Source organism: Pseudomonas oryzihabitans NBRC 102199 (genome assembly GCF_000730625.1).
Classification (GTDB): Bacteria; Pseudomonadota; Gammaproteobacteria; order Pseudomonadales; family Pseudomonadaceae; genus Chryseomonas; species Chryseomonas oryzihabitans.
The window spans coordinates 94427-117509 of record NZ_BBIT01000013.1; the positions used below are offsets into that span (position 1 = coordinate 94427).

Sequence of the window (23083 nt, forward strand, 5' to 3'; positions counted from 1 at the left end):
CACGGGCTTAGACAATGGTGAACAGCGGCTGGTCGAATTCGACGGGCTGACCGTTCTCGACCAGCACCTGGCCGATGGTGCCGCTGGCTTCGGCTTCGATGTGGTTCATCATCTTCATGGCTTCGACGATGCACAGGATGTCGCCTTTCTTCACCTGCTGGCCGACTTCGACGAAGGCCGGGGTGGTGGGCGAGGAGGCGCGGTAGAAGGTGCCGACCATGGGCGAGCGCGCCACGTTACCGGTCAGTTGCGGCGCGGCGGCTTCGCTGGCGGGTGCAGCGGCAGCGGCCGGCGCGGCAGCCGGGGCCGGGGCGGCGACCGGAGCGGGGGCAGCGGCGTAGACGGTCTGCATGCCCTGGCCGCGGCCGGTGTTGCGGCTGATGCGGACGGATTCTTCGCCTTCGCGGATTTCCAGCTCGTCGATACCGGACTCTTCCAGCAGCTCGATCAGTTTCTTGACTTTACGGATGTCCATTGGCGTTGGCTCTCCCCTCGGGTTCTGGTGATGTTCTGGATATTGAGTCGCGCTCAGCCGCGGGCGGCGAGCTGTTCGCAGGCGGCTTCCAGGGCCAGGCGATAGCCACTGGCACCGAGCCCGCAGATGACACCGACCGCCACGTCGGAAAAATAGGAATGGTGGCGGAAGGCCTCGCGCTTGTGCACGTTCGACAGGTGCACTTCGATGAATGGGATGCTCACCGCGAGCAAGGCGTCACGTAGGGCGACACTGGTATGGGTGAAGGCAGCCGGATTGATGAGGATGAAATCCACCTCTTCGTCACGCGCGGCATGGATGCGTTCGATCAGCAGGTGCTCGGCGTTGCTTTGCAGGTATTGCAGGCGATGCCCCGCCGCAGTGGCGCGGGCTTCGAGATCGGCGTTGATCTGGGCCAGGGTGGTGGCCCCGTAGACGCCCGGCTCGCGGGTGCCCAGGAGATTCAGGTTGGGCCCGTGCAGTACCAGCAGATGCGCCATAGCCACTTGCCTCGCGATTTCGCAACCAGATTGGCCGCGGACTATGCCGCAACCGGAGGTGACTGTCCAGTCGCTAGACGTTTGCCGGAAATGCCCGCACGTTGGGCGAAATTCTTTTAATCGCTGGCGATAAGCCTTTTTGCTTCACCGAGTCGGGCGAGAAAACCCGCGGCGTCGATTTCGCCGACGATGCGCGCCTGGGTCTGCTCCTGGCCACTGCCGGCATAGAACAGGATCGCTGGCGGACCGAACAGTCCCTGCCGTTCCAGCCACTGCCGCTGTTCCCGGGTGCTTTGCGTCATATCGAAGCGGATCAGCGTGAAGTCGCGCAAACGCGCCTGGACCTCGGGATTGCCGAACACCTCGCGCTCGATCAGCTTGCAACTGATGCACCAGTCGGCATAGACGTCCACCAGCACCGGTCGCCCCTGGCCGAGACGGCTGGCCAGGGCCGCCGGATCGCTGAGGCTGTGCATGACGTCCGCGCGGCCGGCCACGGCGGGCGCCGCGGCGTCGCCCAGCGGTCGCAGGGGATCGCTGGCCCCACGCAGGGCGCCGATACCGGCGGTCGCGCCGTAAACCACCAGGGTCAGGCCGGCGAGTTGCAGCAGCCGCTGACGGGGTGGCTTGGGTACGAATTCCAGGGCGCCGAGAAACAGCCCGACGCCGGCCGCCAGCAGGCCCCAGGCGGCCAGCGCCAGCGGCCCCGGCAGCAGCCGTTCGAGCAGCCACAGGGCTACCGCCAGCAACAGGACGCCGAAGGCATTGCGCATGCCCACCAGCCAGGCGCCGCTGCGTGGCAGCAGGGCGCCGCCACCGGCGGCGATGAGGATCAGTGGGGTACCCATGCCCAGGCCCAGGGCGAACAGCGCCAGTCCGCCGCCGAGCCAGTCGGCGGTGCTGCTGATATAGAGCAGCAGGCCCGCCAGGGGCGCCGAGACGCAGGGCGAGACGATCAGGCTGGAGAGCACGCCCAGGGTGGCCGCGCCGCCCAGGGAACCGCCGCGGGTGCCGCTGGCCAGCTGCTCCAGGCGCTCGCGCAGGACCGCCGGCAGGCGCAGTTCGAAGAGACCGAACATGGCCAGGGCGAACAGCGCGAATAGCGCGGCGAAGGGAATCAGCACCCAGGCCGACTGCAATTGCGCCTGCAGATTGAGACTGGCGCCAAAGACGCCCATGAGTGCGCCCAGGGCGGCGAAGCTCAGGGCCATGGGCACCACGTAGGCCAGCGCCAGCAGCAGGCCACGTCCGGGGCGCGCCTTGCCGGCCAGAACCACCGCCGAGACGATGGGCAGCATCGGCAGGACGCAGGGGGTGAAGGTCAGCCCGAGTCCGGCGAGAAAGGCCAGCAGGATCCTGTGCCAGTCGAGCTGAGCGGGGACGGGCACGGTGGCCGCCGGGGTCGCAAGCGCAGGGCCGGCGATGTCCAGGGTGCGGGTTTCCGGCGGATAGCAGAGGCCGCGATCGGCGCAGCCCTGGTAGGTCACCTTGATCTGGCCGCCGCGGTCGGGCGCCAGGGGCAGGGGGATGTCGACGCCGGCGTGATAGACCTGGACGTCGCCGAACCATTCATCGTGCTTGGGCTCGCCGGGCGGCAGGGCTACCGGCGCGGTGAGCAGGCCGGGGTCGGCGTCGAAGGCGAAGCGTTGCCGATAGAGGTAGTAGCCCTCGGCGATGGTGAAGCGCAGCTGGGGACGGCCCTCGGCGTCGCGGCGCTGCTCCAGGCGAAAGGCCTGATCCACCGGCAGGAATGGCTGACTGGGGCGCTGACCGTCCAGGCCCAGCGCGGCGCTCGGGCGTGGCGCATCGAACAGCCCGGCGGCGGCGGGCAGGGTCAGCAGCAGGGTGAGCAGGAACAGCAGGACACGCATGGGCTTCTCGGCGATCGGCAGCGGCCGATCATAGCAGAGGCATCTGGCTGGTCAGTCCTGGCCGTACTGGCGTACGCAATTGCGTCCCGCATGCTTGGCGGCATAGAGGGCTTCGTCCGCCTGTTTGGCCAGCGCGGGCATCTCCTGGCCGGGCTGCAGCTGCGCCACGCCGGCGCTGAAGGTGCAGCTGAGTTCCTTGGGCGGCGCCGGATAGTGGATCTCGGCGAAGCGCTGGCGGATCTCGTCGATCAGGCGGGTGGCGGTGGCCAGGTCGGTGTCGGGCAGCACGATGGCGAATTCCTCTCCGCCATAACGGCCGATGTGGTCGGACTTGCGCAGGCGCTGCTTGAGGAACAGCGCCAGGCTCTTGATCACCCGATCGCCCATGGGATGGCCGTAGTGGTCGTTGACCTGCTTGAAGTGGTCGATGTCCAGCATGGCAAAGGTGATCGGCCGCTGGCTGCGCCGGGCGCGGAAGCAGGCGTCTTCCAGCAGTTGCAAAGTGTGGGTGTGGTTGTACAGGCCGGTGAGACTGTCCTGGACGATGCGCGCCTGCAGGCTGCGCGCCCGGGCCGCGCGGGTACGCACGGTGGCGATCAGGTGGCGCGGCTTGATCGGCTTGGTGAGGAAGTCGTCGCCGCCTTCGCTCATGGCGTCCAGCTGCTTGTCGAGGTCGTCCTCGGCCGACAGGTAGATGATGGGCACGCTGACATAGCGCTCGTGCTGGCGGATGACCTTGGCCAGCTCGGTGCCGGTGCACTCGGGCATGTACATGTCGAGGATGATCAGATCGGGCACGAATTCGGCCAGGTGCGCCATCACCGCGCCGGGTTGCATCAGGGTGCGGGTGACGATGCCGGCGCTGTTGAGCGCCATTTCCGTGGCCATGGCCTGGGCGCGGGAGTCGTCCACCACCAGGGCACGGATCGGATCGTAGTAGACGGTGCGGGTGAGGGTCTCGATCTTTTCCAGCAGCCGCGCCGAATCCAGGGTGCCGGTGTAGAACTCCTGGCCGCCGGCGCGCACCGCGGCCAGGCGAAAGGGGGTGTCGGCTTCCTGGTGGCTGTAGAACAGCACCGGCAGCTTGCGCTCCAGACCGGTCTGGGCCTCCAGCGCCAGTTGGATGCCGGCACCCGCGCCGCCGAAGTCCACGTCCATGACGATGACCGCCGGGTGCCGGCTGTCCATCATCGCGCGGAAGTCGTCGGCGCCGTGGATGATCTGGATGGTGACGCCGAAGTATTCCATCTGCTGCGCCAGGCGCTCGGCGCGCTCGGTGTCGAGCAGGGCGATGTAGATCGGCTTGCGCAGCGGCGGCAGGCTGGTGGTTTCCAGCTGGTCACCCTGGCGCAGTCCGGTGCGCGACAGGCTCTGCATGGCCAGGCTGAGTTCGGTGATGGCCTGGCTGTTGAGGCGACCGCGATTGGCGGCGACCTGGGCCAGGGAGGCGCCGATGGCCTCAGCGAGCTCGGCATGGCCCTGCTGCTCGAAGCGCTTGGCGTATTGCAACAGGCGTGCGTTGGCGTCGGTCAGCTCGACCAGGCTGCCGGCCGTCCACTCGTCTCGTTGCAGCCGTTGCCAGATCTCCAGCACCTGGCGCGACTGGTGGATGACCCGTTGCGCGAAGTGCAGCTTGAGGCGGTCCCGGCTCGGATCATCTGGTTCGCTCACGAATTGTTCCGTCATTCTTGAGGTGGTGGCCCTATGCTACCAATTGCTGGCGGGCAGGGGAGAGGCGGTACCCTGGTTAGCGGCGACTATGCCGCTCGCATGGACACTGTCGGTCGCTTCTGGAGTAGCGTCCGTCGCCTGTTACCCTAGTCTCGGAAGCGGCTGCCCGGGTGCCTGGCGCCCGCGCCGGCCGCCAAGGCTGCGCAACCGGCGCCGCGGGCAGGGGTCCAAGCGCCAACACCTTTGAAAACATTGCAAGGAATTGCCCATGCGGGAGTGGAACTTGAGGTCGGGATGGCTCCGGCTGGTGGCAGTGCTGGTCGCGCTCTACCTGCTGGTCACCCTGGCGATAGGCTGGTACTGGAGTCGCGAACCGGATTTCTTCCCGGTGCAGCAGCATGCCCAGGAGGCGGCCGCTGCCAGCGGGCGCAAGCTGGTGCTTGGCTACACCACGGTCGAGACCCTCAAGCAGGTGGCCGGTACCCTGCTGGACAAACCGGGTGGCTATCTCTCCAACGACATCTTCCCGCCGGGCCTCTGGCTCGACGACATGCCGTCCTGGGAATACGGCGTGCTGGTGCAGACCCGCGACCTGGCGCGCGCCCTGCGCAAGGACTTCGCCCGTTCCCAGTCGCAGTCCACCGAGGACGTCGACCTGGCCCAGGCTGAGCCGCGCTTCAACTTCGACAACCACAGCTGGGCCATGCCCTCGTCGGAATCGGAATACCGCGCCGGCATCGCCTCCCTGGACCGCTACCTGGCGCGCCTGGGTGGCCAGAATGCCCAGGGCCAGCCCACCGCCTACTTCTATTCGCGTTCGGACAACCTGCGCAACTGGCTGGGTGACGTCGAGACCCGCCTGGGTTCGCTGTCCCAGCGGCTGTCCGCCAGCGTCGGTCGGGTTCGCCTGGACGCCGAGGTGCGGCCGAACCAGGACATCCCCGCCGGCCAGGTGCCGGAGGTGCACGAGCAGCGCGTCGAGACGCCCTGGCTGCAGATCGACAATGTCTTCTACGAGGCCCGCGGTCAGGCCTGGGCGCTGTCGCACATCCTGCGCGCCATCGAGGTCGACTTCGCCGACACCCTGGCCAAGAAGAACGCCACGGTGAACGTGCGCGAGATCATCCGCGAACTGGAAGCGGCGCAGCAGCCGGTCTGGAGTCCGATGATCCTCAACGGCAGCGGCTTCGGCATTCTGGCCAACCACTCGCTGGTGATCGCCAACTATATCTCCCGCGCCAACGCCGCCATCATCGACCTGCGCCAGTTGCTGGAACAGGGCTGATGACGCCGGACGCGCGCGAAGCGGCGCATCGCGCCGCCTCCGACCGGGAACGGGTGGTCTGGGTCGATCGCGACGACCGCATCCAGGGTGAATTGCCGCGGGCGGAACTGCGTGCCCGCGGCCTGATCGGTCGCTGCACCTTCATCCTCCTGTTCAATGACGCCGGCGAACTCTGCGTGCACCGGCGCACCCTGAGTAAGGCGCTCTACCCGGGCTACTGGGACGTCGCCGCCGGCGGCATGGTGGCACCGGGCGAGAGCTATGCGGAGTCGGCCGCTCGCGAGCTGGCCGAGGAACTGGGCGTCAGCGGCGTGCCCCTGCGCGCCCATGGCACCTTCTATTTCGAGGAGCCGGGCAATCGTCTCTGGGGCGGCGTGTTCAGCGCGCGCTGGAACGGTCCGTTGCGGCTGCAACCGGAAGAGGTACTGGAGGCGCGCTTCCTGGCCCCGGCGGCCATCCTCGACGACGCACGCGAGCGGCCCTATTGCCCGGATTCGCTGGAAGCCCTGCAGCTGGCGCTCAGCCGCGCGGATGTCGCATCCCTGCCTTAATTTCTCGCATTCGCGCCTTAGCATCCGCGGACGATGCTGCTACATTGCGCGGCCCCGGACCAGCGCGGCCCGTGCCGGCCGGCGCTGCGTCCAAGGCTTCCTCCAGGCGCCCGGCGCCTGAACCCGACTGGGAGGACCGTCCCTTGAGCAAGAAAACCTCGTCGCTGTCGGATCTCAGCCGGCTGGTGTACTCCACCGACGTCGGCCGCATTCGCCCGGAAGAACCCCAGGCGCCGGCTCCGGCGGGCGACGGCATCGCCCGGGTGCGCCGCGAGACCAAGGGCCGTGGCGGCAAGACGGTGACCACGGTCAGCGGCGTGCCCCTGGGCGAGGAAGCGCTCAAGGACCTGGCCAGCGCGCTCAAGCGCCGCTGCGGCACCGGCGGGGCGCTCAAGGATGGCGTCATCGAGATCCAGGGGGACCATGTCGACCTGTTGCTCGGCGAACTCGAAAAACGCGGCTTCAAGACCAAGAGATCGGGCGGCTAGGCCAGGCCTTCCAGCCTCCGCGTACAACTTACCGCCCCTGGCGGCGGTCCATCCAAAGCAAGATTCCCTACAGGAGATTCCCGCGAATGTCCCCACGACGCACGCGCAAAGATGACGGCAGCCAGTGGACCGTGGCGGACAGCCGCAGCGTCTATGGTATTCGCCACTGGGGTGCCGGCTACTTCGCCATCAGCGACGCCGGCAACGTCGAAGTCCGCCCCCACGGCCCGGACGGCCAGCCGATCGACCTCCATGTGCTGGTCGGCCAGCTGCGCGAAGCGGGGCTGTCGCTGCCGCTGCTGGTGCGTTTCCCCGACATCCTCCAGGGCCAGGTGCGCCACCTGACCGGTGCCTTCGATCGCAACATCGAGCGCCTCGACTATCAGGGCCGCTACACCGCCCTCTATCCGATCAAGGTCAACCAGCAGGAAGCGGTGGTGGAAAACATCATCGCCACCCGTGACGTCTCCATCGGCCTGGAAGCCGGTTCCAAGCCGGAGCTGATGGCGGTGCTGGCGCTGGCGCCCAAGGGTGGCACCATCGTCTGCAACGGCTACAAGGACCGCGAATTCATCCGCCTGGCGCTGATGGGCCAGAAGCTGGGCCACAGCGTCTTCATCGTCATCGAGAAGGAATCCGAGGTCCCGCTGGTGATCGAGGAGGCGGCCGAGCTCAAGGTCACGCCCCAGGTCGGCCTGCGCGTGCGGCTGTCGTCCCTGGCGTCGAGCAAATGGGCCGACACCGGTGGCGAGAAGTCCAAGTTCGGTCTCTCCGCCGCCCAGCTGCTGTCGGTGATCGAGCGCTTCCGCGCCGCCGGCCTGGAGCAGGGCGTGCGCCTGCTGCACTTCCACATGGGCTCGCAGATCGCCAACCTGGCCGACTACCGCCAGGGCTTCCGCGAAGCCATCCGCTACTACGCCGAGCTGCGCGCCCTGGGTCTGCCGCTGGACCACATCGACGTCGGTGGTGGCCTGGGCGTGGACTACGACGGCACCCACTCGCGCAACGCCAGCTCGATCAACTACGACATGGACGACTACGCCGGTACCGTGGTCGGCATGCTCAAGGAATTCTGCGACCAGCAGGAGTTGCCGCATCCGAACATCTTCTCGGAAAGCGGTCGCGCCATGACCGCCCACCACGCCATGCTGGTGATGCAGGTCACCGACGTCGAGCGCCACAACGACAGCGTGCCGGCCAGCGAGCGCTTCGAAGGCAAGGCCGAGGTGGTGCAGTGGCTGGCCGAGCTGCTCGGCGACACCGATCCGGAGATGGTCACCGAGACCTACTGGCGCGCCACCCAATACGTCAGCGAAGCCGCCGCCCAGTACGCCGCCGGCACCCTGAGCCTGAGCGACAAGGCCCTGGCCGAGCAGTGCTACTTCGCCATTTGCCGTCGCCTCTACAACCAGCTCAAGGCCCGCCAGCGCTCCCACCGCCAGGTGCTCGACGAACTCAACGACAAGCTGGCCGACAAGTACATCTGCAACTTCTCGGTGTTCCAGAGCCTGCCCGACACCTGGGCCATCGACCAGATCCTGCCCATCGTGCCCCTGACGCGCCTGGACGAGGAGCCGGTGCGCCGCGCCGTGCTGCAGGACCTGACCTGCGACTCCGACGGCAAGATCAAGCAGTACGTCGACGAGCAGAGCATCGAGACCAGCCTGCCGGTGCACGAGGTGCGCGAGGGCGAGGACTATCTGCTGGCGGTGTTCCTGGTGGGCGCCTATCAGGAGATCCTCGGCGACATGCACAACCTGTTCGGCGACACCGATTCGGTGAACGTCTACCAGGACGCCGACGGCAGTGTGCGCCACGGCGGCATCGAGACCCACGACACCATCGAGGACATGCTCAGGTACGTGCACCTCTCGCCCGAGGAGCTGATGACCTACTACCGCGACAAGGTCGCCAGTGCGCGCCTCACCGCGCGCGAGCGCACCCAGTTCCTCGACGCCATGCGCCTGGGCCTGACCCGTTCCTCCTATCTCGCCGGCTGACGAAGCGAACCCTGGCGGCCGGGCGGGCTCTATAGCCTTGCCGTCAGGATGGAGGAGCAGAGGTATGAAAGGGCGCTTGGCGCTGTTGCTGGTGGGCAGTCTGATGCTGGCCGGCTGCGGCAAGGTCAATCAGGAAAACTATTCCCGGCTCAAGGCCGGCCAGACCAAGGCCGAGGTGGAGCAGATCCTGGGTGCACCCACGGAATGCGCGGGTGCCCTGGGCGTCACCACCTGTACCTGGGGCGATCGCGGCTCCTTCATCAGCGTGCAGTATCTCAACGATAAGGTGGCGATGTTCGCCGGGCAGGGTCTGCGATGAAAACCTCTACCAAACTGCTACTGCTGGCGGGTGCCGCCGGACTGCTCGCGGCCTGCGCCAGCGGCCCGCGCGAAGTCCCGCCGCTCACCGCGGGCAATGTCGACCTGCAGCGCTACCAGGGACACTGGTACGAGGTGGCGCGGCTGCCGATGTTCTTCCAGCGCAAGTGCGCCCAGTCCGAAGCCAACTATCACGTCATGGCCGACGGCTCGGTCGCCGTGTTCAACCGCTGCCGTACCCTGGACGGCAAGGTGGAGGAAGCCACCGGCACCGCCACCCCGATCAAGCCGGGCGTGACCGATCGCCTGGAAGTGCGCTTCGACACCTGGTTCAGCGGTGTCCTGCCCAATGTCGCCAAGGGACCCTACTGGATCCTCTATGTCGACGACGACTACAAGACCGCCCTGGTCGGCAGTCCGGATCGCAAGTACCTCTGGTTGCTGGCGCGCAAGCCCGACATTTCCGCGGCGCAGAGCGAAAAGCTGCTGCGCATCGCTCGCGAGAAGGGCTACAACCTCAATCGTCTGGTCTGGCGTGAGACCGACGCCCACATGCCCTAGGCCACAGGAGCTCTCCGTGAAACTCTGGACCGATGCCTTTTCCGACAACGCCTTCATGCCCAAGCGCCACGAATTCGACGTGGCCGACTTCGGTGCCCACGGCGACAACATCTCGCCCGCGCTGCAGTGGTCCGATCTGCCGGCGGATACCAAGAGCCTGGCGCTGACCGTCTACGATCCGGACGCCCCCACCGGCAGCGGGTTCTGGCACTGGGTGGTGGTCAACATCCCGGTCGGTACCCAGGGCCTGGCGGAAGACGCCGGCCGCGCCGATGGCTCGGGTCTGCCGGCAAGCGCCCTGCAGCTGATCAACGACTATGGCACCCGCGGCTTCGGCGGCGCGGCGCCGCCCAAGGGTGACAAGCCGCACCGCTACATCTTCCAGCTGCATGCGCTCAAGGTCGATCAGCTGCCGGTGCCGGCGGACGCGACCAATGCGGTCGGTCGCTTCATGATCCACCTCAATCAGCTGGCTTCGGCGACCTACACCGGTCTCTACGAGATCAAGTAGGGCCTCGGACGGACGGGCTAGAGCACCTCCGTCGAGGTCGCCAGGCGGATGCCGGCGGCGCGCATCTCGGCGAGGAAGGCGTCGCCCTGGGCTTCGAAGCCCGGCACCGAATGACTGCAGTCGGTCAGCAGCACCAGGTCCTGGCGCCTCTCCCGCGGCCAGAGTTCCAGCAGATCGCGAACGGTGCTGGCCACGCAGTGCGAAAGCGCCTCGCCGGCGATCAACAGGGTATCGGCCGCCTGGAGGCGGGCGATCAGGCCAGCGTCCACCGCGGTGCCCGGGTCCGCCGGATCCGGGACCTCGGCGCGCAGCGCCGAATAATGTTCGGTATGGGGATTGCCGCCCTTGGCGATGAAATCCACCAGGCGTCCCTGCTGCCGGCCCCAGGCATTGAGCGCCTGATGGACATCCTGCTGCACTCCATGGCCCCAGCCGCCCACCAGGCAGTGCTCCGGCCAGATCACCAGGCGATAGCGACCCCCGGCTTCCAGCGCCTGCACATAGGCCAGCGCCCGGGCACGTTCGGCTGGATCACGGGTCTGCCAGCGACCGCTGGCCACCTCGTCCGCACCGATCTGGGTAAAGGGCGCCGGTGGCTGGCCCTGGGCATCCTGCCAGCCGTGCGGATGGGCGATGTGCAGCGGCTGATGGGAGTCCAGGGTCACCTGCACCCCGCTGAGGCGGGCACCCAGGCGCTCGATCAGGGCCGCGACGCGCCGCAGTCCGGCCACCGCACCGGGCACCGGCAGGGCCGCACCCGGCAGGTCGCAGAAATCGTTTTGCGGATCGATCAGCAGCAACTGCAGCTTGGCATGGGACATGGCGATCTCCTCGGGCGACTGGCCGTCGATGGTGCGGGTGCCACTGGACGCGAAGCAAGCCCGGGTAGCGTGGAAACCCGGTAAGGTGCAGGTCTATGATGAAGGGGCCGACCCTGCCCCGCGGAGCGCGACATGCTGAATCTGTATCCGGAAATCAAGCCTTACGCCCGCCACGAGCTGGCCGTCGAAGCGCCCCATGTGCTCTATGTCGATGAGAGCGGCTCGCCGGATGGTCTGCCGGTGCTGTTCATCCATGGCGGACCCGGCTCCGGATGCGATCGCCTGAGCCGGCGCTTCTTCGATCCCAATCTCTACCGCATCGTCACCTTCGATCAGCGCGGCTGCGGTCGCTCCACGCCCTATGCCAGCCTGGAGAACAACACCACCTGGCACCTGGTCGAGGACATCGAGCGCCTGCGCGAACACCTGGGCATCGAGCAATGGGTGCTGTTCGGTGGCTCCTGGGGGTCGACCCTGGCGCTGGCCTATGCCCAGCGCCATCCCGAGCGGGTCAAGGCCATGGTCCTGCGCGGCATCTTTCTCTGCCGCCCGGTGGATCTGCAGTGGTTCTACCAGGAAGGCGCGAGCCGGCTGTTTCCCGATTTCTGGCAGGACTATCTGCACCCCATCGCCGAGGAAGAGCGCGGCAACCTCATCCAGGCCTACTATCGCCGCCTGACCGGTCCGGACGAACTGGCACAGATGTCCGCCGCGCGCGCCTGGTCCTGCTGGGAGGGGCGTACGGTGACCCTGAGGCCCAATCCCGACGTGCTGGAGAAATTCAGCGAGCACGCCCTGGCCATCGCCCGCATCGAGTGCCACTACTTCATCAACAATGCCTTCCTCGAGCCCGACCAGCTCCTGCGCGACATGCCCCGGATCGCCCATATCCCGGCGGTGATCGTGCACGGCCGCTACGACATGGTCTGCCCGCTGGACAATGCCTGGGCCCTGCACCACGCCTGGCCGGGCAGCGAATTGCAGATCATCCGCGACGCCGGTCATGCGGCCAGCGAGCCCGGTATCTGCGACGCCCTGGTGCGGGCGACCGATCAGATCGCCCGCCAGCTGCTCGATCTGCCGCAGGAGGCCGAGTGAAGGCGCTGCTGCAAAGGGTCAGCCGCGCCAGCGTCGAGGTTGAGGGCCATACGGTCGGCGCCATAGGCGCGGGCCTGCTGGTCCTGGTCGGTATCGAGCCTGCGGATGACGAGGCCGCCTGCAGCCGCATGCTCAAGCGACTGCTGGAGTACCGGGTGTTCGCCGACGGCGAGCAGCGCATGAATCTGTCCCTGCAGGACGTCGGCGGCGGCTTGCTGCTGGTCTCCCAGTTCACCCTGGCCGCCGATACCCGCAGCGGCCGCCGGCCGAGCTTTTCCAGCGCCGCGCCACCGGCCCAGGGCGAGCGGCTGTTCAACCATCTGGTAGGCCTCGCCCGCGACCTTCATCCCGAGGTCCAGACCGGTCGTTTCGGCGCCGACATGCAGGTTTCCCTGGTCAACGACGGACCAGTGACATTTTTATTGTCGATTTAGTGAGGGCGCCCCTTACAGCGCCCTGCCAAGTGTCTATGATTGCGCAGTTCGAGTTTGAACGGTCGTCCAACTGGGGAATCATTGACCCCTGCGGGAGTCGGACCTCTGCCTATCCGTTTCGCGACCACCCGTCGCCAAACGTATTCGTACGCTGATTTAGGAGGCTGCGTGTTATCTCATTCCAAAGTTAAGCCGGGCAAGCAGGGCTTCGCCCTGATCGGGCTCTCCGTCGCTCTGGGTCTGTTCAGTGCCCAGGCCCTGGCCTTCAGCCTGGACGACGTGGCCGCCAAGGCCAAAGAACTCTCCGGCCAGAAATTCGTCGCGCCCAAGAGCAACCTGCCCGCATCCTTCAGCGGCATGAAGTATGCCGACTATCAGCAGATCACCTTCAATCAGGGCAAGGCCTACTGGAAGGATGCCAAGACGCCCTTCCGCCTGAATTTCTATCACGAGGGCATGCACTACAGCGTGCCGGTGAAGATCAACGAGGTCACCGCCAACAATGTCGAAGAGATCAAATACGATCCATCGATGTTCAACTTCGGCAACCTGCAGGTCGACCAGGCCCAGCTCAAGGATCTCGGCTTCGCCGGATTCAAGGTGCTCTATCCGCTGAACAAGGCGGACAAGCATGACGAGCTGATGACCATGCTCGGCGCCAGCTATTTCCGCGTGATCGGCAAGAACCAGGTCTATGGCCTGTCCGCCCGTGGCCTGGCCATCGACACCGCGCTGCCGTCCGGCGAGGAATTTCCGCGCTTCACCGAATTCTGGGTCGAACAGCCCCAGTCGGATCGCCGCAACCTGGTGATCTATGCGCTGCTCGATTCGCCGCGCGCCACCGGTGCCTATCGCTTCGTGCTGACTCCCGGCAAGGACAGCACCGTCGACGTCGAAGCCAAGGTGTTCCTGCGCGACAACGTCAACAAGCTGGGCATCGCGCCGTTGACCAGCATGTACCTGTTCGGCCCCAACCAGCCGAGCGCCCAGGTCAACTATCGTCCGGCACTGCACGACTCCAACGGTCTGGCCATCCATGCCGGCAACGGCGAGTGGCTGTGGCGTCCGCTGAACAACCCGCGCCGCCTGTCGGTCAGCACCTACACCATCGAGAATCCGCGCGGTTTCGGTCTGCTGCAGCGTGGCCACGAGTTCTACAAGTACCAGGACCTGGACGAGCGCTACGACAAGCGTCCCAGCGGCTGGGTAGAGCCCAAGGGCGACTGGGGCAAGGGGCACGTCGAGCTGGTAGAAATCCCCACCCCGGACGAGACCAACGACAACATCGTAGCCTTCTGGACGCCGGACACCCTGCCGGAGAAGGGCCAGCCGATCGATGTCAGCTATCGCCTGCACTTCACCACCGACGAACCCAACCTGCACACCAAGGACTTGGCCTGGGTCTCCCAGACCCGTCTGTCCACCGGTGACGTGCGCCAGTCCAACCTGGTGCGCCAGACCGATGGCAGCCTGGCCTACATCATCGACTTCGAAGGTCCGAACCTCGATGACCTGCCCGAGGATTCGCAGGTCGGCTCCCAGGTCAGCCTGGATGCCAACGGTGAACTGGTCGAGAACTCTGTGCGCTACAACCCGGTTACCAAGGGCTATCGCCTGACCTTGAGACTCAAGGTCAAGGATCAGACCAAGCCGGTGGAAATGCGCGCCAACCTCGCCCAGGGTGACAAACCGCTCAGCGAAACCTGGACTTACCAGCTACCTGCCAATGAATAACACCACCCGCGATACCTCGGTCGCCGCTGCTGGCGACTACCTCGAACACCTGCCGTTGCCCGCCGGGCAACGGCAGGTGCTGGACCAGACGGCGGACGTCGAGTCGCTGCACCGGCAACTGGCCGGTGCCCGCGGCGAAGGCGCCCAGGGTGCCGAGGCGGTGATCGCCTCCACCGAAGCGCGTCTGGCCGCCGGTTGGGACGATACCCTGGAGGATGGCGAGCTGCTGGGCAGCGATGCCCAGGGTCGCGTCTTCATCAAGGCCACCCCGCCCATGACCCGCTCCATGATGGTGCCCGATCCCTGGCGCACCAATCCCGTGGCGCGGAGCTGGAAGCGGCTGCTCGGCCGCAAGGATCACAGCCGCTGGCAACCCGATCCCGAAGCCGATGCCCATGCGCACTGGCGCAAGGTCGGTTCCTTCCGGCGCTTCATCCTGCTGATCCTGATGCTGGTGCAGACCGGCATCGCCACTTGGTACATGAAGGCCGTGCTGCCCTATCAGGGCTGGGCGCTGGTCGATCTCGGCGAGGTCTACCGTCAGGGCTGGGGCGAGTCCATCCGCCAGGTACTGCCCTATGTGGTGCAGACCAGCATCCTGCTGCTCTTCGCCCTGCTGTTCTGCTGGGTGTCCGCCGGTTTCTGGACCGCCCTGATGGGCTTCTGGCAACTGCTCAGCGGCCGCGACAAGTACAGCATCTCGGCCAGTTCCACCGGCACCGAGCCGATCGATCCCCAGTCGCGTACCGCCCTGGTGATGCCCATCGCCAACGAAGACGTGCCACGGGTCTTCGCCGGTCTGCGCGCCACCTACGAGTCGGTCCGCGCCAGCGGCGAGCTGGAGCACTTCGACTTCTTCATCCTTAGCGACAGCAACGATCCGGACAAATGCGTAGCCGAAGAAAAGGCCTGGCTGGAGCTGTGCCGCGAGGTTGGTGGCTTCGGCCACATCTTCTATCGCCGTCGTCGTCGTCGGGTGAAGCGCAAGAGCGGCAACATCGACGACTTCTGCCGTCGCTGGGGCAGCCAGTACAAGTATATGGTGGTGCTCGACGCCGACAGCGTCATGAGCGGCGAATGCCTGGCCAGCCTGGTCCGGCTGATGGAAGCCAATCCGCGTGCCGGCATCATCCAGACCGCGCCCAAGGCGTCCGGCATGGACACCCTGTATGCACGCCTGCAGCAGTTCGCCACCCGCGTGTACGGACCGCTGTTCACCGCCGGCCTGCACTTCTGGCAGCTGGGTGAATCCCACTACTGGGGCCACAACGCCATCATCCGGGTCAAGCCGTTCATCGACCACTGCGCCCTGGCACCGCTGCCGGGCACGGGTTCGTTCGCCGGTGCGATTCTCTCTCACGACTTTGTCGAAGCGGCGCTGATGCGGCGTTCCGGCTGGGGCGTGTGGATCGCCTACGACCTGCCGGGCAGCTACGAAGAACTGCCGCCCAACCTGCTGGACGAACTCAAGCGTGACCGTCGCTGGTGCCATGGCAACCTGATGAACTTCCGGCTGTTCCTGGTCAAGGGCATGCACCCGGTACACCGCGCGGTGTTCCTCACCGGGGTGATGTCCTACCTGTCGGCGCCGCTGTGGTTCCTCTTCCTGGTGCTGTCCACGGCGCTCTTGGCGATCCACAAGCTGCTGGAGCCGCAGTACTTCTTCCAGCCCCGCCAGCTGTTCCCGGTCTGGCCCCAGTGGCATCCGGAGCAGGCCATCGCGCTGTTCTCCACCACCCTGATCCTGCTGTTCCTGCCCAAGCTGCTCAGCGTGGTGCTGATCATCGCCAAGGGTGCCAAGGAATTCGGTGGCGGCCTGCGGCTGTTCCTTTCCATGATGCTGGAGATGCTCTTCTCGGTGCTGCTGGCACCGGTGCGGATGCTGTTCCACACGGTGTTCGTGACCGCCGCCTTCCTGGGCTGGTCGGTGCAGTGGAATTCGCCCCAGCGGGACGACAACGACACGCCCTGGAGCGAAGCCTTCCGCCGCCATGGTTCGCAGATGCTGCTCGGTCTGATCTGGACCGCCGGCGTGGCCTGGCTGGATCCGCGCTTCCTCTGGTGGCTGTCGCCCATCGTGGTGTCGCTGATCCTGTCGGCACCGGTGTCGGTGATTTCCAGCCGGACCAACCTGGGTCTGGGCAGTCGCCGCCATCACCTGTTCCTGATCCCGGAAGAGTACGCACCGCCGCGCGAGCTGGTGGCGACCGACGAGTACCTGCACCTGAACAACCGCAATGCCCTGACCAGGGGCTTCCTGCGCGCCACCGTCGATCCGGTGCTCAATGCCCTGGCCATCGGCATGGCCCGCGGTCGCCACGGCAAGGTGGTGGAGCCGGCACGCCGGCTGCGCGAAGAGCGGGTGGCCCGGGTCCTGGCCGCCGGTCCGGAAAAGACCAAGGGCGACGACCAGTGGCGTCTGCTCAGCGATCCGGACGGCATGGCGCAACTGCACCTGCAGGTCTGGAAGGCCGAAGAGCACCGCAACTGGCGGGAAGCCTACGCCACCCTGCGGCCGCGCTCCCACAGCGACTCGGCCGTGGATGCCGCAGCCAGTCCGGCCAGCCTGACCCCGCGGCCCGCCTCCTGAGGAGGCGCTCCGCGCATTGAAAAAGCCCCGGTGTCGCGAGACGCCGGGGCTTTTTCTTGTCCGTGATCGGGCTAGAACAGGCGGGCGAGTAGGGCGGGTACGGCGTTCTCGACGCGCAGGATGCGCTCACCGAGCTGTACGGGCGCCAGACCCGCTTCCTGCAGCTTTTCGACCTCATAGGGTATCCAGCCACCCTCGGGACCGATCGCCAGCGTCACGGGCTCGTTGAGGGCGCGAGGGCAGGCCGGGTAGTTGCCCGGATGACCGACCAGGCCGCGGGTGCCGGCGACGAGCGCGGGCAGGCGATCCTCGACGAAGGGCTTGAATCGCTTTTCGATCAGCACCTCCGGCAGCACCGTGTCCCGGGCCTGCTCCAGTCCCAGGCGCAATTGCTCCTCGATAGCCGCGGGCTCCAGGAACGGGGTCTGCCAGAAGCTCTTTTCCACCCGGTAGCTGTTCAGTAGCACCAGGCGCGCGACGCCCATGGCGGACACGGTCTGCAGTACCCGGCGCAGCATCTTGGGACGGGGCAGGGCCAGCAGCAGAGTGAGCGGCAGCTTGGCCGGCGGTGGCTGGTCGAGGGTGACGGTCAGGCAGGCCTGGCCGGCGTCGAGGGACTCGATCTGGCCGGAACCCATCAGACCATCCAGCAGGCCGACGCGCATCCGATCGCCAGCGGCCGCCTGGTGGACCTCGCGCAGATGGGCGAGACGGCGTGGATCGCGCAGCACGACCTGGTCAGCGGCCATGAAGTCGGCCGCTTCGAGCAGGATCAGATTCACGGACGTTCGGCGGGCGGTTGGGCTTCGGGGGCGGCGTCTTCGTCGCCCAGCGGGCGCTCGCGCTTCTGCACGAAGCGGCCGAACAGCAGGCCGATCTCGAACAGCAGCCACATGGGTACGGCCAGCATGGTCTGGGAGAAGACGTCCGGCGGGGTCAGGATCATGCCGACCACGAAACAGCCGATGATGACGTAGGGACGGATCTTCTTCAGGTAGGCCACGTCGACCACGCCGATCCAGATCAGCAGCACGGTGGCCACCGGGATCTCGAAGGCGACGCCAAAGGCGAAGAACAGCGTCAGGATGAAATCCAGGTAGGCGTTCAGATCCGGCATCATCATGGCGCCTTCCGGCGTGATGCTGCTGAAGAAGTGGAAGATGATCGGGAACACCAGGAAGTAGGCGAAGGCCATGCCGGCGTAGAACAGCACGATGCTGGAGATCAGCAGCGGAATGGCGACCTTCTTCTCGTGACGATAGAGCCCGGGCGCGACGAACCCCCAGACCTGGTGCAGGATCACCGGCATGGCGATGAACAGCGACACCACCAGCGTCAGCTTGAAGGGCGCGAGGAACGGCGAGGTGACGTCCGTGGAGATCATGGTCGCGCCCTCGGGAAGGACGCGGCGGATCGGCTCGGAGGCGAAGGCATAGATCTTCTGGGCGAAGTAGAACAGCCCGAGAAAGATCAGAAAGGTCGCCAGCACGCATCTGAGGATGCGGGTGCGCAATTCGGTGAGGTGCGAGACCAGGGGCATTTCCTGGTCATCGTGTTCGGAAGGCTTGTCGCTCATGGTGCTCTTGGCGGCGTCTGGGGCGGATCCTGCGGGCGTTCGGCAACCACGTCCTGGGGCATGGGCGGAGCAACGGCGGCCGGTGGGGTCTGAGCTTCCGGGGTGGAGGCGGCAGGCTTGGGCCGGTTGTCGCGCTGTTCCATGGACAGGATATGCTCGTTGCGCAGCTGCTGGCGAATTTCGTCAGCGCCGATCTCGCGCTCCACTTCCTGGCGGATGCTGTTGAAGCTGCGCCTCAGGCGACCGATCCACAGACCCGCGGTGCGCGCGGCACCGGGCAGGCGTTCCGGGCCCAGCACCAGCAGGGCGACGAACCCCACTAGCATCATTTCGGGAAAGCTGATTCCGAACATGGCGGGGCCTTAGTCCTTGCGCACCACCGGCTCTTCGACCTTGCGGTGCTCGGCATCGAAGGTCTGGGGACGATTCAGGGGCGCATTCGGGTTGGCCGTGCTGGCGGTGGGCGCCGGCTGTTCGGCCTTGTCGTCCTCGTCGGTGTGCATGGCCTTGCGGAAGCCCTTGATGGCCTCGCCCACGTCGGAGCCCAGATGCTTCAGGCGTTTGGTGCCAAAGACGATCACCACGACGAGCAGGATGACGATCCAGTGTTTCCAGTCGAAGATACCCATGGTCTTTCCTCGTTGCGAAGCTTGGGGTCAGGATTGAGTGCGGGCGGCCTTTTCGGCGTGCCCGGAGAGGCCGAAACGACGATCCAGCTCGTCCAGCACGGCCTGGGGATGCTGGCCCAGGGCCGAGAGCATGATCAGGCTGTGGAACCAGAGGTCGGCGGTCTCGTAGATGACGTCGTCGTATTGCTGGCTGATGGCGGCGTCCTTGGCGGCGAGAATGGTCTCGACGCTTTCTTCGCCGACCTTTTCCAGGATCTTGTTCAGACCCTTGTGGTAGAGGCTGGCCACATAGGAGGAGTCCGGGGCGGCCTGCTTGCGTTCTTCCAGCACCTGCGCCAGGCGCGCGAGGGTGTCAGTCATGGCCGTGCCCTCCGGCATAGATGGCGCTGGGGTCCTTGACCACCGGATCGACGGTCTCCCACTGGCCCTCGCGCAACACGCGATAGAAGCAGCTTTCCCGGCCGGTATGGCAGGCGATGCCACCGAGCTGTTCCACCTGCAGCACCACCACGTCGGCATCGCAATCCAGGCGCAGCTCGATGACGCGCTGCACGTGCCCGGATTCCTCGCCCTTGCGCCACAGCCGGTTGCGCGAACGCGACCAGTAGACGGCACGGCCTTCGGCAGCGGTCAGGGCCAGGGATTCGCGGTTCATCCAGGCCATCATCAGGATGCGCCCCGAGGTGGGGTCCTGGGCGATGGCCGGTACCAGGCCATCGCTGTTCCAGTGGATCTCGTCTAACCAGTCGCTCATCGGTCTGTTCAGTACTACGAATTTAGGGTACCAGCCTCGCACAAGACGCGGCTCGAATACAGCGGCAGGGCACCAGTGGCTGAGGGCGTGTATTTCGCCCGATAAAAATGACAGGAAGGTTACAGCTTAAGGAGTTCAGCGCCTGATCACCAGAACCAGGCCGCCGACCAGCATGGCCCAGGCCGGCCAGGCATGGGGCTGGGGTTCGAGACCCAGCTGGGCGGCGCCCACCAGCAGCACCGCGCCTATGACGCGCACGATCCAGTCGTCGCGGCGATCCCCCCAGGGATTGGGCGGGTCCTTGCGGTGGGGCTGAGTGATGCGTTCCAGGGTGTCGCGGGCCATCTGCGCCAGATGCGGGATCTGCTCCAGTTGCTGCTGGATGTTGCGGGCGACCTGGGGCGGACTCAGCCGCTTGCGCATCCACTTTTCCAGATAGGGCTTGGCGGTGGACCAGAGGTCCAGGTCCGGATAGAGCTGGCGGCCCAGGCCTTCGATGTTGAGCAGGGTCTTCTGCAGCAGCACCAGCTGCGGCTGGATTTCCATGTTGAAGCGGCGTGCCACCTGGAACAGCCGCAGCAGCAGCTGGCCGAAGGAGATGTCCTTGAGCGGCTTCTCGAAGATGGGTTCGCAGACGGTGCGGATGGCCGCTTCCAGTTCGTTGACCTGGGTGTTGGCCGGCACCCAGCCGGAGTCGATGTGCAGCTGGGCGACCTTGCGGTAGTCGCGCTGGAAGAAGGCCCAGAGGTTGCGCGCCAGGTAGTCCTGGTCCTCGGGGGTCAGACTGCCGATGATGCCGCAGTCCACCGCGATATAGAGCGGATCCCAGGGCTTGGCGGTGCTGACGAAGATGTTGCCCGGGTGCATGTCGGCATGGAAGAAGCTGTCGCGGAACACCTGGGTGAAGAAGATCTCCACGCCGCGCTCGGCCAGCAGCTTGAAGTCGGTGCCCTGGTCGCGCAGCGCGGCCAGGTCGGTCACCGGGATGCCGTAGATGCGCTCCATGACCAGCACCCGCTCGCGGCACCAGTCCCAGTACACCTGGGGCACATAGAGGCGCTCGGAGCCGTCGAAATTGCGTCTGAGTTGGCTGGAGTTGGCGGCTTCGCGCAGGAGGTCCAGTTCGTCGTAGATGGTCTTCTCGTAGTCGCTGACCACGTCCATCGGGTGCAGGCGGCGGGCTTCCGCGGACAGCCGCTCGGCCATGCGCGCCAGCAGGAACAGCCAGGCGATGTCCTGGCTGATGATGCCCTTCAGGCCGGGCCGTACCACCTTGACCACCACCTCTTCGCCGGTGCGCAGCTGGGCGGCATGCACCTGGGCCACCGAGGCCGAGGCCAGCGGCTGGTGGTCGAAACGGGCGAAGGCCTGCTTGATGGGGACGCCGAGTTGCGACTCGATGAGCGCCACGGCCTTTTCCGGTGGGAAAGGCGGGACCTTGTCCTGCAGGAACATCAGTTCGTCGGCGATATCCTCGGGCATGAGGTCGCGGCGGGTGGAGAGGATCTGGCCGAACTTGACGAACACCGGGCCCAGGCCTTCCAGCGCCAGGCGCAAGCGGGCGCCGCGCGGCAGGGTCTTGCTCGGCCGCGGCAGCCAGCGCCAGGGCAGCACATAGCGGGTGGCGCGCAGGTACCAGGGCAGCGGCAGAGCGTAGACGATGTCGTCCAGCCGATAGCGGATCACCACGAAGAAGATCCGCAACAGGCGGTTGAGGGCAGCGAACAGCTTCATTCGTCGGGGTTATCCCTGGCGTTGCGGGCGGCGCCCAGGCGGGCGAGACGGGCGTCGAGACGATCCACGTCCAGGCGCAGGGCATCGATCTCGGCGAAGCGGGCCTCGCCTTCCAGGCGGCCGACCAGCTGACGACTCTCCTCGTTCAGCCAGTTGGACAGCGTCAGCTGCAGACTGTCACGACTCTGTTCGCCAAGGGCCTGGCCACGCCGGGCCAGATCGCCGAGCAAGGCCGCGGGCAGCGGGCCGAGCCAGCGACTCACCTCGTGCTGCCAGTCCAGCTCCAGCTTCTGCAGGATGTCGGACAGCTCGATCAGCAGGGTGCTGTCGCCTTCCAGGCGGACGTCCGGCTGGTGCAGCACCCGCTGCTTGTCGCGGGCCAGGGCCAGCTCGGCCAGGCGCGTCGCCGGGGCGCTCAGGGTGCAGTCGATGTCGCCCTCGTGATGGGCGGCGAAGTGCAGGCCGTCACCCGCGGGCAGGATGTAGAGGCGCAACGCCGGTTGCCGGGTCTGGACCGCGATCACCCGGCCGGTCAGGCCGGCCAGTCGCGGCAGCGCCACCGGATCCAGCGCCAGCAGCGGATTCAGGCCACGCTCCAGCGCGGCCAGCAACGCCTGGGTGACGAGGGCCATCAGGGCTTGATGCCGCGGTGCAGGGCGACCACGCCGCCGGTCATGTTGTGGAAGGTCACCCGGGCGAAGCCGGTTTCTTCCATCATGGCCTTGAGGGTCTGCTGGTCGGGGTGCATGCGGATGGATTCGGCCAGGTAGCGATAGCTGTCGGCGTCACCGGCCACCAGCTTGCCCATCAGCGGCAGGAAGCCGAAGGAGTAGGCGTCATAGGCCTTGGACACCAGCGGATTGGTGGGCTTGGAGAATTCCAGCACCAGCAGCCGGCCGCCGGGCTTGAGCACGCGCAGCATGGAGGCCAGCGCCTGGTCCTTGTGGGTGACGTTGCGCAGACCGAAGGCGATGGTGATGCAGTCGAAGTGGTTGTCGGGGAAGGGCAGCTTCTCGGCATCGGCCTGGACGAAGCGCACGTTGCTGGCGACGCCTTCGTCGAGCAGGCGGTCGCGTCCGACCCTGAGCATGGAATCGTTGATGTCGGCCAGGACCACCTCGCCGGTGGGGCCGACCAGGCGGGCGAACTGCTTGGTCAGGTCGCCGGTACCGCCGGCGATGTCCAGCACCCGGTTGCCGCGGCGCACGCCGGAGAGTTCGATGGTGAATCTCTTCCACAGCCGGTGGATGCCCGCCGACATCAGGTCGTTCATCACATCGTACTTGGCCGCGACCGAATGGAAGACTTCCGCGACCTTGTAAGCCTTCTGGCTCTCCGGAACGCTCTGGTAGCCGAAGTGGGTCTGGGATTCGGCCTCGGGGCCTTTGCGCGGATCGCTCATGGGGCTACACCTGGGACAGGGACAAGAGGGCATTCTAGCAGGGGGATCGCCCGGCTTGCCTGGCTAAAACCTGGCTGACC

25 protein-coding genes are annotated in these 23083 nt (G+C 66.4%); 11 read left to right on the plus strand and 14 right to left on the minus strand.

Going from position 1 to position 23083, the window contains the following annotated elements; genetic code table 11:
* Positions 1-7 precede the first annotated feature (7 nt).
* From accB to POR01S_RS14215, 4 genes are all read right to left on the minus strand, one after another.
* Positions 8-475, minus strand: a complete 468-nt coding sequence (accB, locus tag POR01S_RS14200; protein ID WP_007161586.1) for an acetyl-CoA carboxylase biotin carboxyl carrier protein — start codon at positions 473-475, stop codon at positions 8-10.
* A 53-nt stretch (positions 476-528) separates the two neighbouring features.
* Entirely contained in the window at positions 529-975 is a 447-nt protein-coding gene (gene aroQ / locus POR01S_RS14205) for a type II 3-dehydroquinate dehydratase (protein ID WP_042136605.1), read from the minus strand.
* 116 nt (positions 976-1091) lie between these two features.
* Complete coding sequence (dsbD, locus tag POR01S_RS14210; RefSeq protein WP_042136607.1) at positions 1092-2846, minus strand: protein-disulfide reductase DsbD; 1755 nt, start codon at positions 2844-2846, stop codon at positions 1092-1094.
* A gap of 51 nt (positions 2847-2897) precedes the next feature.
* Positions 2898-4517 (minus strand): response regulator, encoded by a 1620-nt coding sequence (locus POR01S_RS14215; RefSeq protein ID WP_017641054.1) that lies wholly within the window; start codon positions 4515-4517, stop codon positions 2898-2900.
* A gap of 268 nt (positions 4518-4785) precedes the next feature.
* Between POR01S_RS14215 and POR01S_RS14220 the strand changes: the two genes are divergently transcribed.
* The 7 genes from POR01S_RS14220 (at position 4786) to POR01S_RS14250 (ending at position 10231) form a co-directional block, all read left to right on the plus strand.
* A complete protein-coding gene (locus tag POR01S_RS14220) occupies positions 4786-5802 on the plus strand; it encodes a DUF2333 family protein (protein ID WP_007161590.1) in 1017 nt (338 codons plus the stop codon).
* Entirely contained in the window at positions 5802-6353 is a 552-nt protein-coding gene (locus tag POR01S_RS14225) for an NUDIX hydrolase (protein WP_042136609.1), read from the plus strand. Before POR01S_RS14220 ends, POR01S_RS14225 begins: the two co-directional genes overlap by 1 nt.
* Positions 6354-6496: 143 nt before the next feature.
* A complete protein-coding gene (locus tag POR01S_RS14230; protein WP_042136611.1) occupies positions 6497-6841 on the plus strand; it encodes a translation initiation factor Sui1 in 345 nt (114 codons plus the stop codon).
* An 86-nt stretch (positions 6842-6927) separates the two neighbouring features.
* The gene (gene speA, locus POR01S_RS14235) at positions 6928-8841 is read left to right on the plus strand and encodes an arginine decarboxylase (protein WP_007161593.1); all 1914 of its coding nucleotides are present in this window, start codon (positions 6928-6930) and stop codon (positions 8839-8841) included.
* A gap of 64 nt (positions 8842-8905) precedes the next feature.
* Positions 8906-9160, plus strand: coding sequence for a hypothetical protein (locus POR01S_RS14240; protein WP_007161594.1), 255 nt, complete (start codon positions 8906-8908; stop codon positions 9158-9160).
* On the plus strand, positions 9157-9720 hold the full coding sequence (locus POR01S_RS14245; protein ID WP_007161595.1) for a lipocalin family protein: 564 nt from the start codon (positions 9157-9159) through the stop codon (positions 9718-9720). Before POR01S_RS14240 ends, POR01S_RS14245 begins: the two co-directional genes overlap by 4 nt.
* A 16-nt stretch (positions 9721-9736) precedes the next feature.
* Positions 9737-10231, plus strand: coding sequence for a YbhB/YbcL family Raf kinase inhibitor-like protein (locus POR01S_RS14250; RefSeq protein WP_081875220.1), 495 nt, complete (start codon positions 9737-9739; stop codon positions 10229-10231).
* Positions 10232-10248: 17 nt separating this feature from the next.
* Here POR01S_RS14250 and POR01S_RS14255 read toward each other — a convergent pair whose 3' ends face one another.
* A complete protein-coding gene (locus POR01S_RS14255) occupies positions 10249-11052 on the minus strand; it encodes a cysteine hydrolase family protein (protein ID WP_042136613.1) in 804 nt (267 codons plus the stop codon).
* A 132-nt stretch (positions 11053-11184) separates the two neighbouring features.
* On the opposite strand from POR01S_RS14255, the gene pip reads away from it, so the two are divergent.
* From pip to mdoH, 4 genes are all read left to right on the plus strand, one after another.
* Positions 11185-12150, plus strand: coding sequence for a prolyl aminopeptidase (pip, locus tag POR01S_RS14260; RefSeq protein ID WP_027602893.1), 966 nt, complete (start codon positions 11185-11187; stop codon positions 12148-12150).
* The gene (gene dtd, locus POR01S_RS14265) at positions 12147-12584 is read left to right on the plus strand and encodes a D-aminoacyl-tRNA deacylase (RefSeq protein ID WP_027602894.1); all 438 of its coding nucleotides are present in this window, start codon (positions 12147-12149) and stop codon (positions 12582-12584) included. Before pip ends, dtd begins: the two co-directional genes overlap by 4 nt.
* Positions 12585-12797: 213 nt before the next feature.
* Positions 12798-14318 (plus strand): glucan biosynthesis protein G, encoded by a 1521-nt coding sequence (locus tag POR01S_RS14270; RefSeq protein ID WP_222932115.1) that lies wholly within the window; start codon positions 12798-12800, stop codon positions 14316-14318.
* Positions 14311-16908 (plus strand): glucans biosynthesis glucosyltransferase MdoH, encoded by a 2598-nt coding sequence (gene mdoH, locus POR01S_RS14275; RefSeq protein WP_042136617.1) that lies wholly within the window; start codon positions 14311-14313, stop codon positions 16906-16908. The genes POR01S_RS14270 and mdoH overlap by 8 nt, the downstream gene beginning before the upstream one ends.
* Before the next feature lie 71 nt (positions 16909-16979).
* On the opposite strand, the gene POR01S_RS14280 is transcribed toward mdoH, so the two are convergent.
* The 9 genes from POR01S_RS14280 to ubiE all read right to left on the minus strand — a co-directional run bounded on the left by POR01S_RS14280 (position 16980) and on the right by ubiE (position 23003).
* Positions 16980-17690 carry a 16S rRNA (uracil(1498)-N(3))-methyltransferase gene (locus tag POR01S_RS14280; protein WP_042136619.1) on the minus strand — a complete coding sequence of 237 codons (711 nt, stop codon included), beginning with the start codon at positions 17688-17690 and terminating at the stop codon, positions 16980-16982.
* The gene (gene tatC / locus POR01S_RS14285) at positions 17687-18484 is read right to left on the minus strand and encodes a twin-arginine translocase subunit TatC (RefSeq protein WP_027602898.1); all 798 of its coding nucleotides are present in this window, start codon (positions 18482-18484) and stop codon (positions 17687-17689) included. Before tatC ends, POR01S_RS14280 begins: the two co-directional genes overlap by 4 nt.
* On the minus strand, positions 18481-18837 hold the full coding sequence (tatB, locus tag POR01S_RS14290; protein ID WP_007161604.1) for a Sec-independent protein translocase protein TatB: 357 nt from the start codon (positions 18835-18837) through the stop codon (positions 18481-18483). The genes tatC and tatB overlap by 4 nt, the downstream gene beginning before the upstream one ends.
* Before the next feature lie 9 nt (positions 18838-18846).
* Entirely contained in the window at positions 18847-19113 is a 267-nt protein-coding gene (locus POR01S_RS14295; protein ID WP_007161605.1) for a twin-arginine translocase TatA/TatE family subunit, read from the minus strand.
* Between the two features lie 27 nt (positions 19114-19140).
* A complete protein-coding gene (locus tag POR01S_RS14300) occupies positions 19141-19473 on the minus strand; it encodes a phosphoribosyl-ATP diphosphatase (protein ID WP_007161606.1) in 333 nt (110 codons plus the stop codon).
* On the minus strand, positions 19466-19867 hold the full coding sequence (hisI, locus tag POR01S_RS14305) for a phosphoribosyl-AMP cyclohydrolase (protein ID WP_007161607.1): 402 nt from the start codon (positions 19865-19867) through the stop codon (positions 19466-19468). The genes POR01S_RS14300 and hisI overlap by 8 nt, the downstream gene beginning before the upstream one ends.
* A 135-nt stretch (positions 19868-20002) precedes the next feature.
* Positions 20003-21601: a ubiquinone biosynthesis regulatory protein kinase UbiB gene (gene ubiB, locus POR01S_RS14310; protein WP_007161608.1), complete on the minus strand. Its 1599-nt coding sequence runs from the start codon at positions 21599-21601 to the stop codon at positions 20003-20005.
* Positions 21598-22233: a ubiquinone biosynthesis accessory factor UbiJ gene (locus tag POR01S_RS14315; RefSeq protein WP_007161609.1), complete on the minus strand. Its 636-nt coding sequence runs from the start codon at positions 22231-22233 to the stop codon at positions 21598-21600. The genes ubiB and POR01S_RS14315 overlap by 4 nt, the downstream gene beginning before the upstream one ends.
* The gene (ubiE, locus tag POR01S_RS14320) at positions 22233-23003 is read right to left on the minus strand and encodes a bifunctional demethylmenaquinone methyltransferase/2-methoxy-6-polyprenyl-1,4-benzoquinol methylase UbiE (RefSeq protein ID WP_007161610.1); all 771 of its coding nucleotides are present in this window, start codon (positions 23001-23003) and stop codon (positions 22233-22235) included. The genes POR01S_RS14315 and ubiE overlap by 1 nt, the downstream gene beginning before the upstream one ends.
* Positions 23004-23083: the final 80 nt, after the last annotated feature.

What these genes read in the sequence shown, in the direction of transcription:
- accB (WP_007161586.1), bottom strand. Translation starts at nt 475, where the DNA reads ATGGACATCCGTAAAGTCAAGAAACTGATCGAGCTGCTGGAAGAGTCC.
- aroQ (WP_042136605.1), bottom strand. Translation starts at nt 975, where the DNA reads ATGGCGCATCTGCTGGTACTGCACGGGCCCAACCTGAATCTCCTGGGC.
- dsbD (WP_042136607.1), bottom strand. Translation starts at nt 2,846, where the DNA reads ATGCGTGTCCTGCTGTTCCTGCTCACCCTGCTGCTGACCCTGCCCGCC.
- POR01S_RS14220 (WP_007161590.1), top strand. Translation starts at nt 4,786, where the DNA reads ATGCGGGAGTGGAACTTGAGGTCGGGATGGCTCCGGCTGGTGGCAGTG.
- POR01S_RS14225 (WP_042136609.1), top strand. Translation starts at nt 5,802, where the DNA reads ATGACGCCGGACGCGCGCGAAGCGGCGCATCGCGCCGCCTCCGACCGG.
- speA (WP_007161593.1), top strand. Translation starts at nt 6,928, where the DNA reads ATGTCCCCACGACGCACGCGCAAAGATGACGGCAGCCAGTGGACCGTG.
- POR01S_RS14240 (WP_007161594.1), top strand. Translation starts at nt 8,906, where the DNA reads ATGAAAGGGCGCTTGGCGCTGTTGCTGGTGGGCAGTCTGATGCTGGCC.
- POR01S_RS14245 (WP_007161595.1), top strand. Translation starts at nt 9,157, where the DNA reads ATGAAAACCTCTACCAAACTGCTACTGCTGGCGGGTGCCGCCGGACTG.
- POR01S_RS14255 (WP_042136613.1), bottom strand. Translation starts at nt 11,052, where the DNA reads ATGTCCCATGCCAAGCTGCAGTTGCTGCTGATCGATCCGCAAAACGAT.
- pip (WP_027602893.1), top strand. Translation starts at nt 11,185, where the DNA reads ATGCTGAATCTGTATCCGGAAATCAAGCCTTACGCCCGCCACGAGCTG.
- mdoH (WP_042136617.1), top strand. Translation starts at nt 14,311, where the DNA reads ATGAATAACACCACCCGCGATACCTCGGTCGCCGCTGCTGGCGACTAC.
- tatC (WP_027602898.1), bottom strand. Translation starts at nt 18,484, where the DNA reads ATGAGCGACAAGCCTTCCGAACACGATGACCAGGAAATGCCCCTGGTC.
- tatB (WP_007161604.1), bottom strand. Translation starts at nt 18,837, where the DNA reads ATGTTCGGAATCAGCTTTCCCGAAATGATGCTAGTGGGGTTCGTCGCC.
- POR01S_RS14295 (WP_007161605.1), bottom strand. Translation starts at nt 19,113, where the DNA reads ATGGGTATCTTCGACTGGAAACACTGGATCGTCATCCTGCTCGTCGTG.
- POR01S_RS14300 (WP_007161606.1), bottom strand. Translation starts at nt 19,473, where the DNA reads ATGACTGACACCCTCGCGCGCCTGGCGCAGGTGCTGGAAGAACGCAAG.
- hisI (WP_007161607.1), bottom strand. Translation starts at nt 19,867, where the DNA reads ATGAGCGACTGGTTAGACGAGATCCACTGGAACAGCGATGGCCTGGTA.
- ubiB (WP_007161608.1), bottom strand. Translation starts at nt 21,601, where the DNA reads ATGAAGCTGTTCGCTGCCCTCAACCGCCTGTTGCGGATCTTCTTCGTG.
- POR01S_RS14315 (WP_007161609.1), bottom strand. Translation starts at nt 22,233, where the DNA reads ATGGCCCTCGTCACCCAGGCGTTGCTGGCCGCGCTGGAGCGTGGCCTG.
- ubiE (WP_007161610.1), bottom strand. Translation starts at nt 23,003, where the DNA reads ATGAGCGATCCGCGCAAAGGCCCCGAGGCCGAATCCCAGACCCACTTC.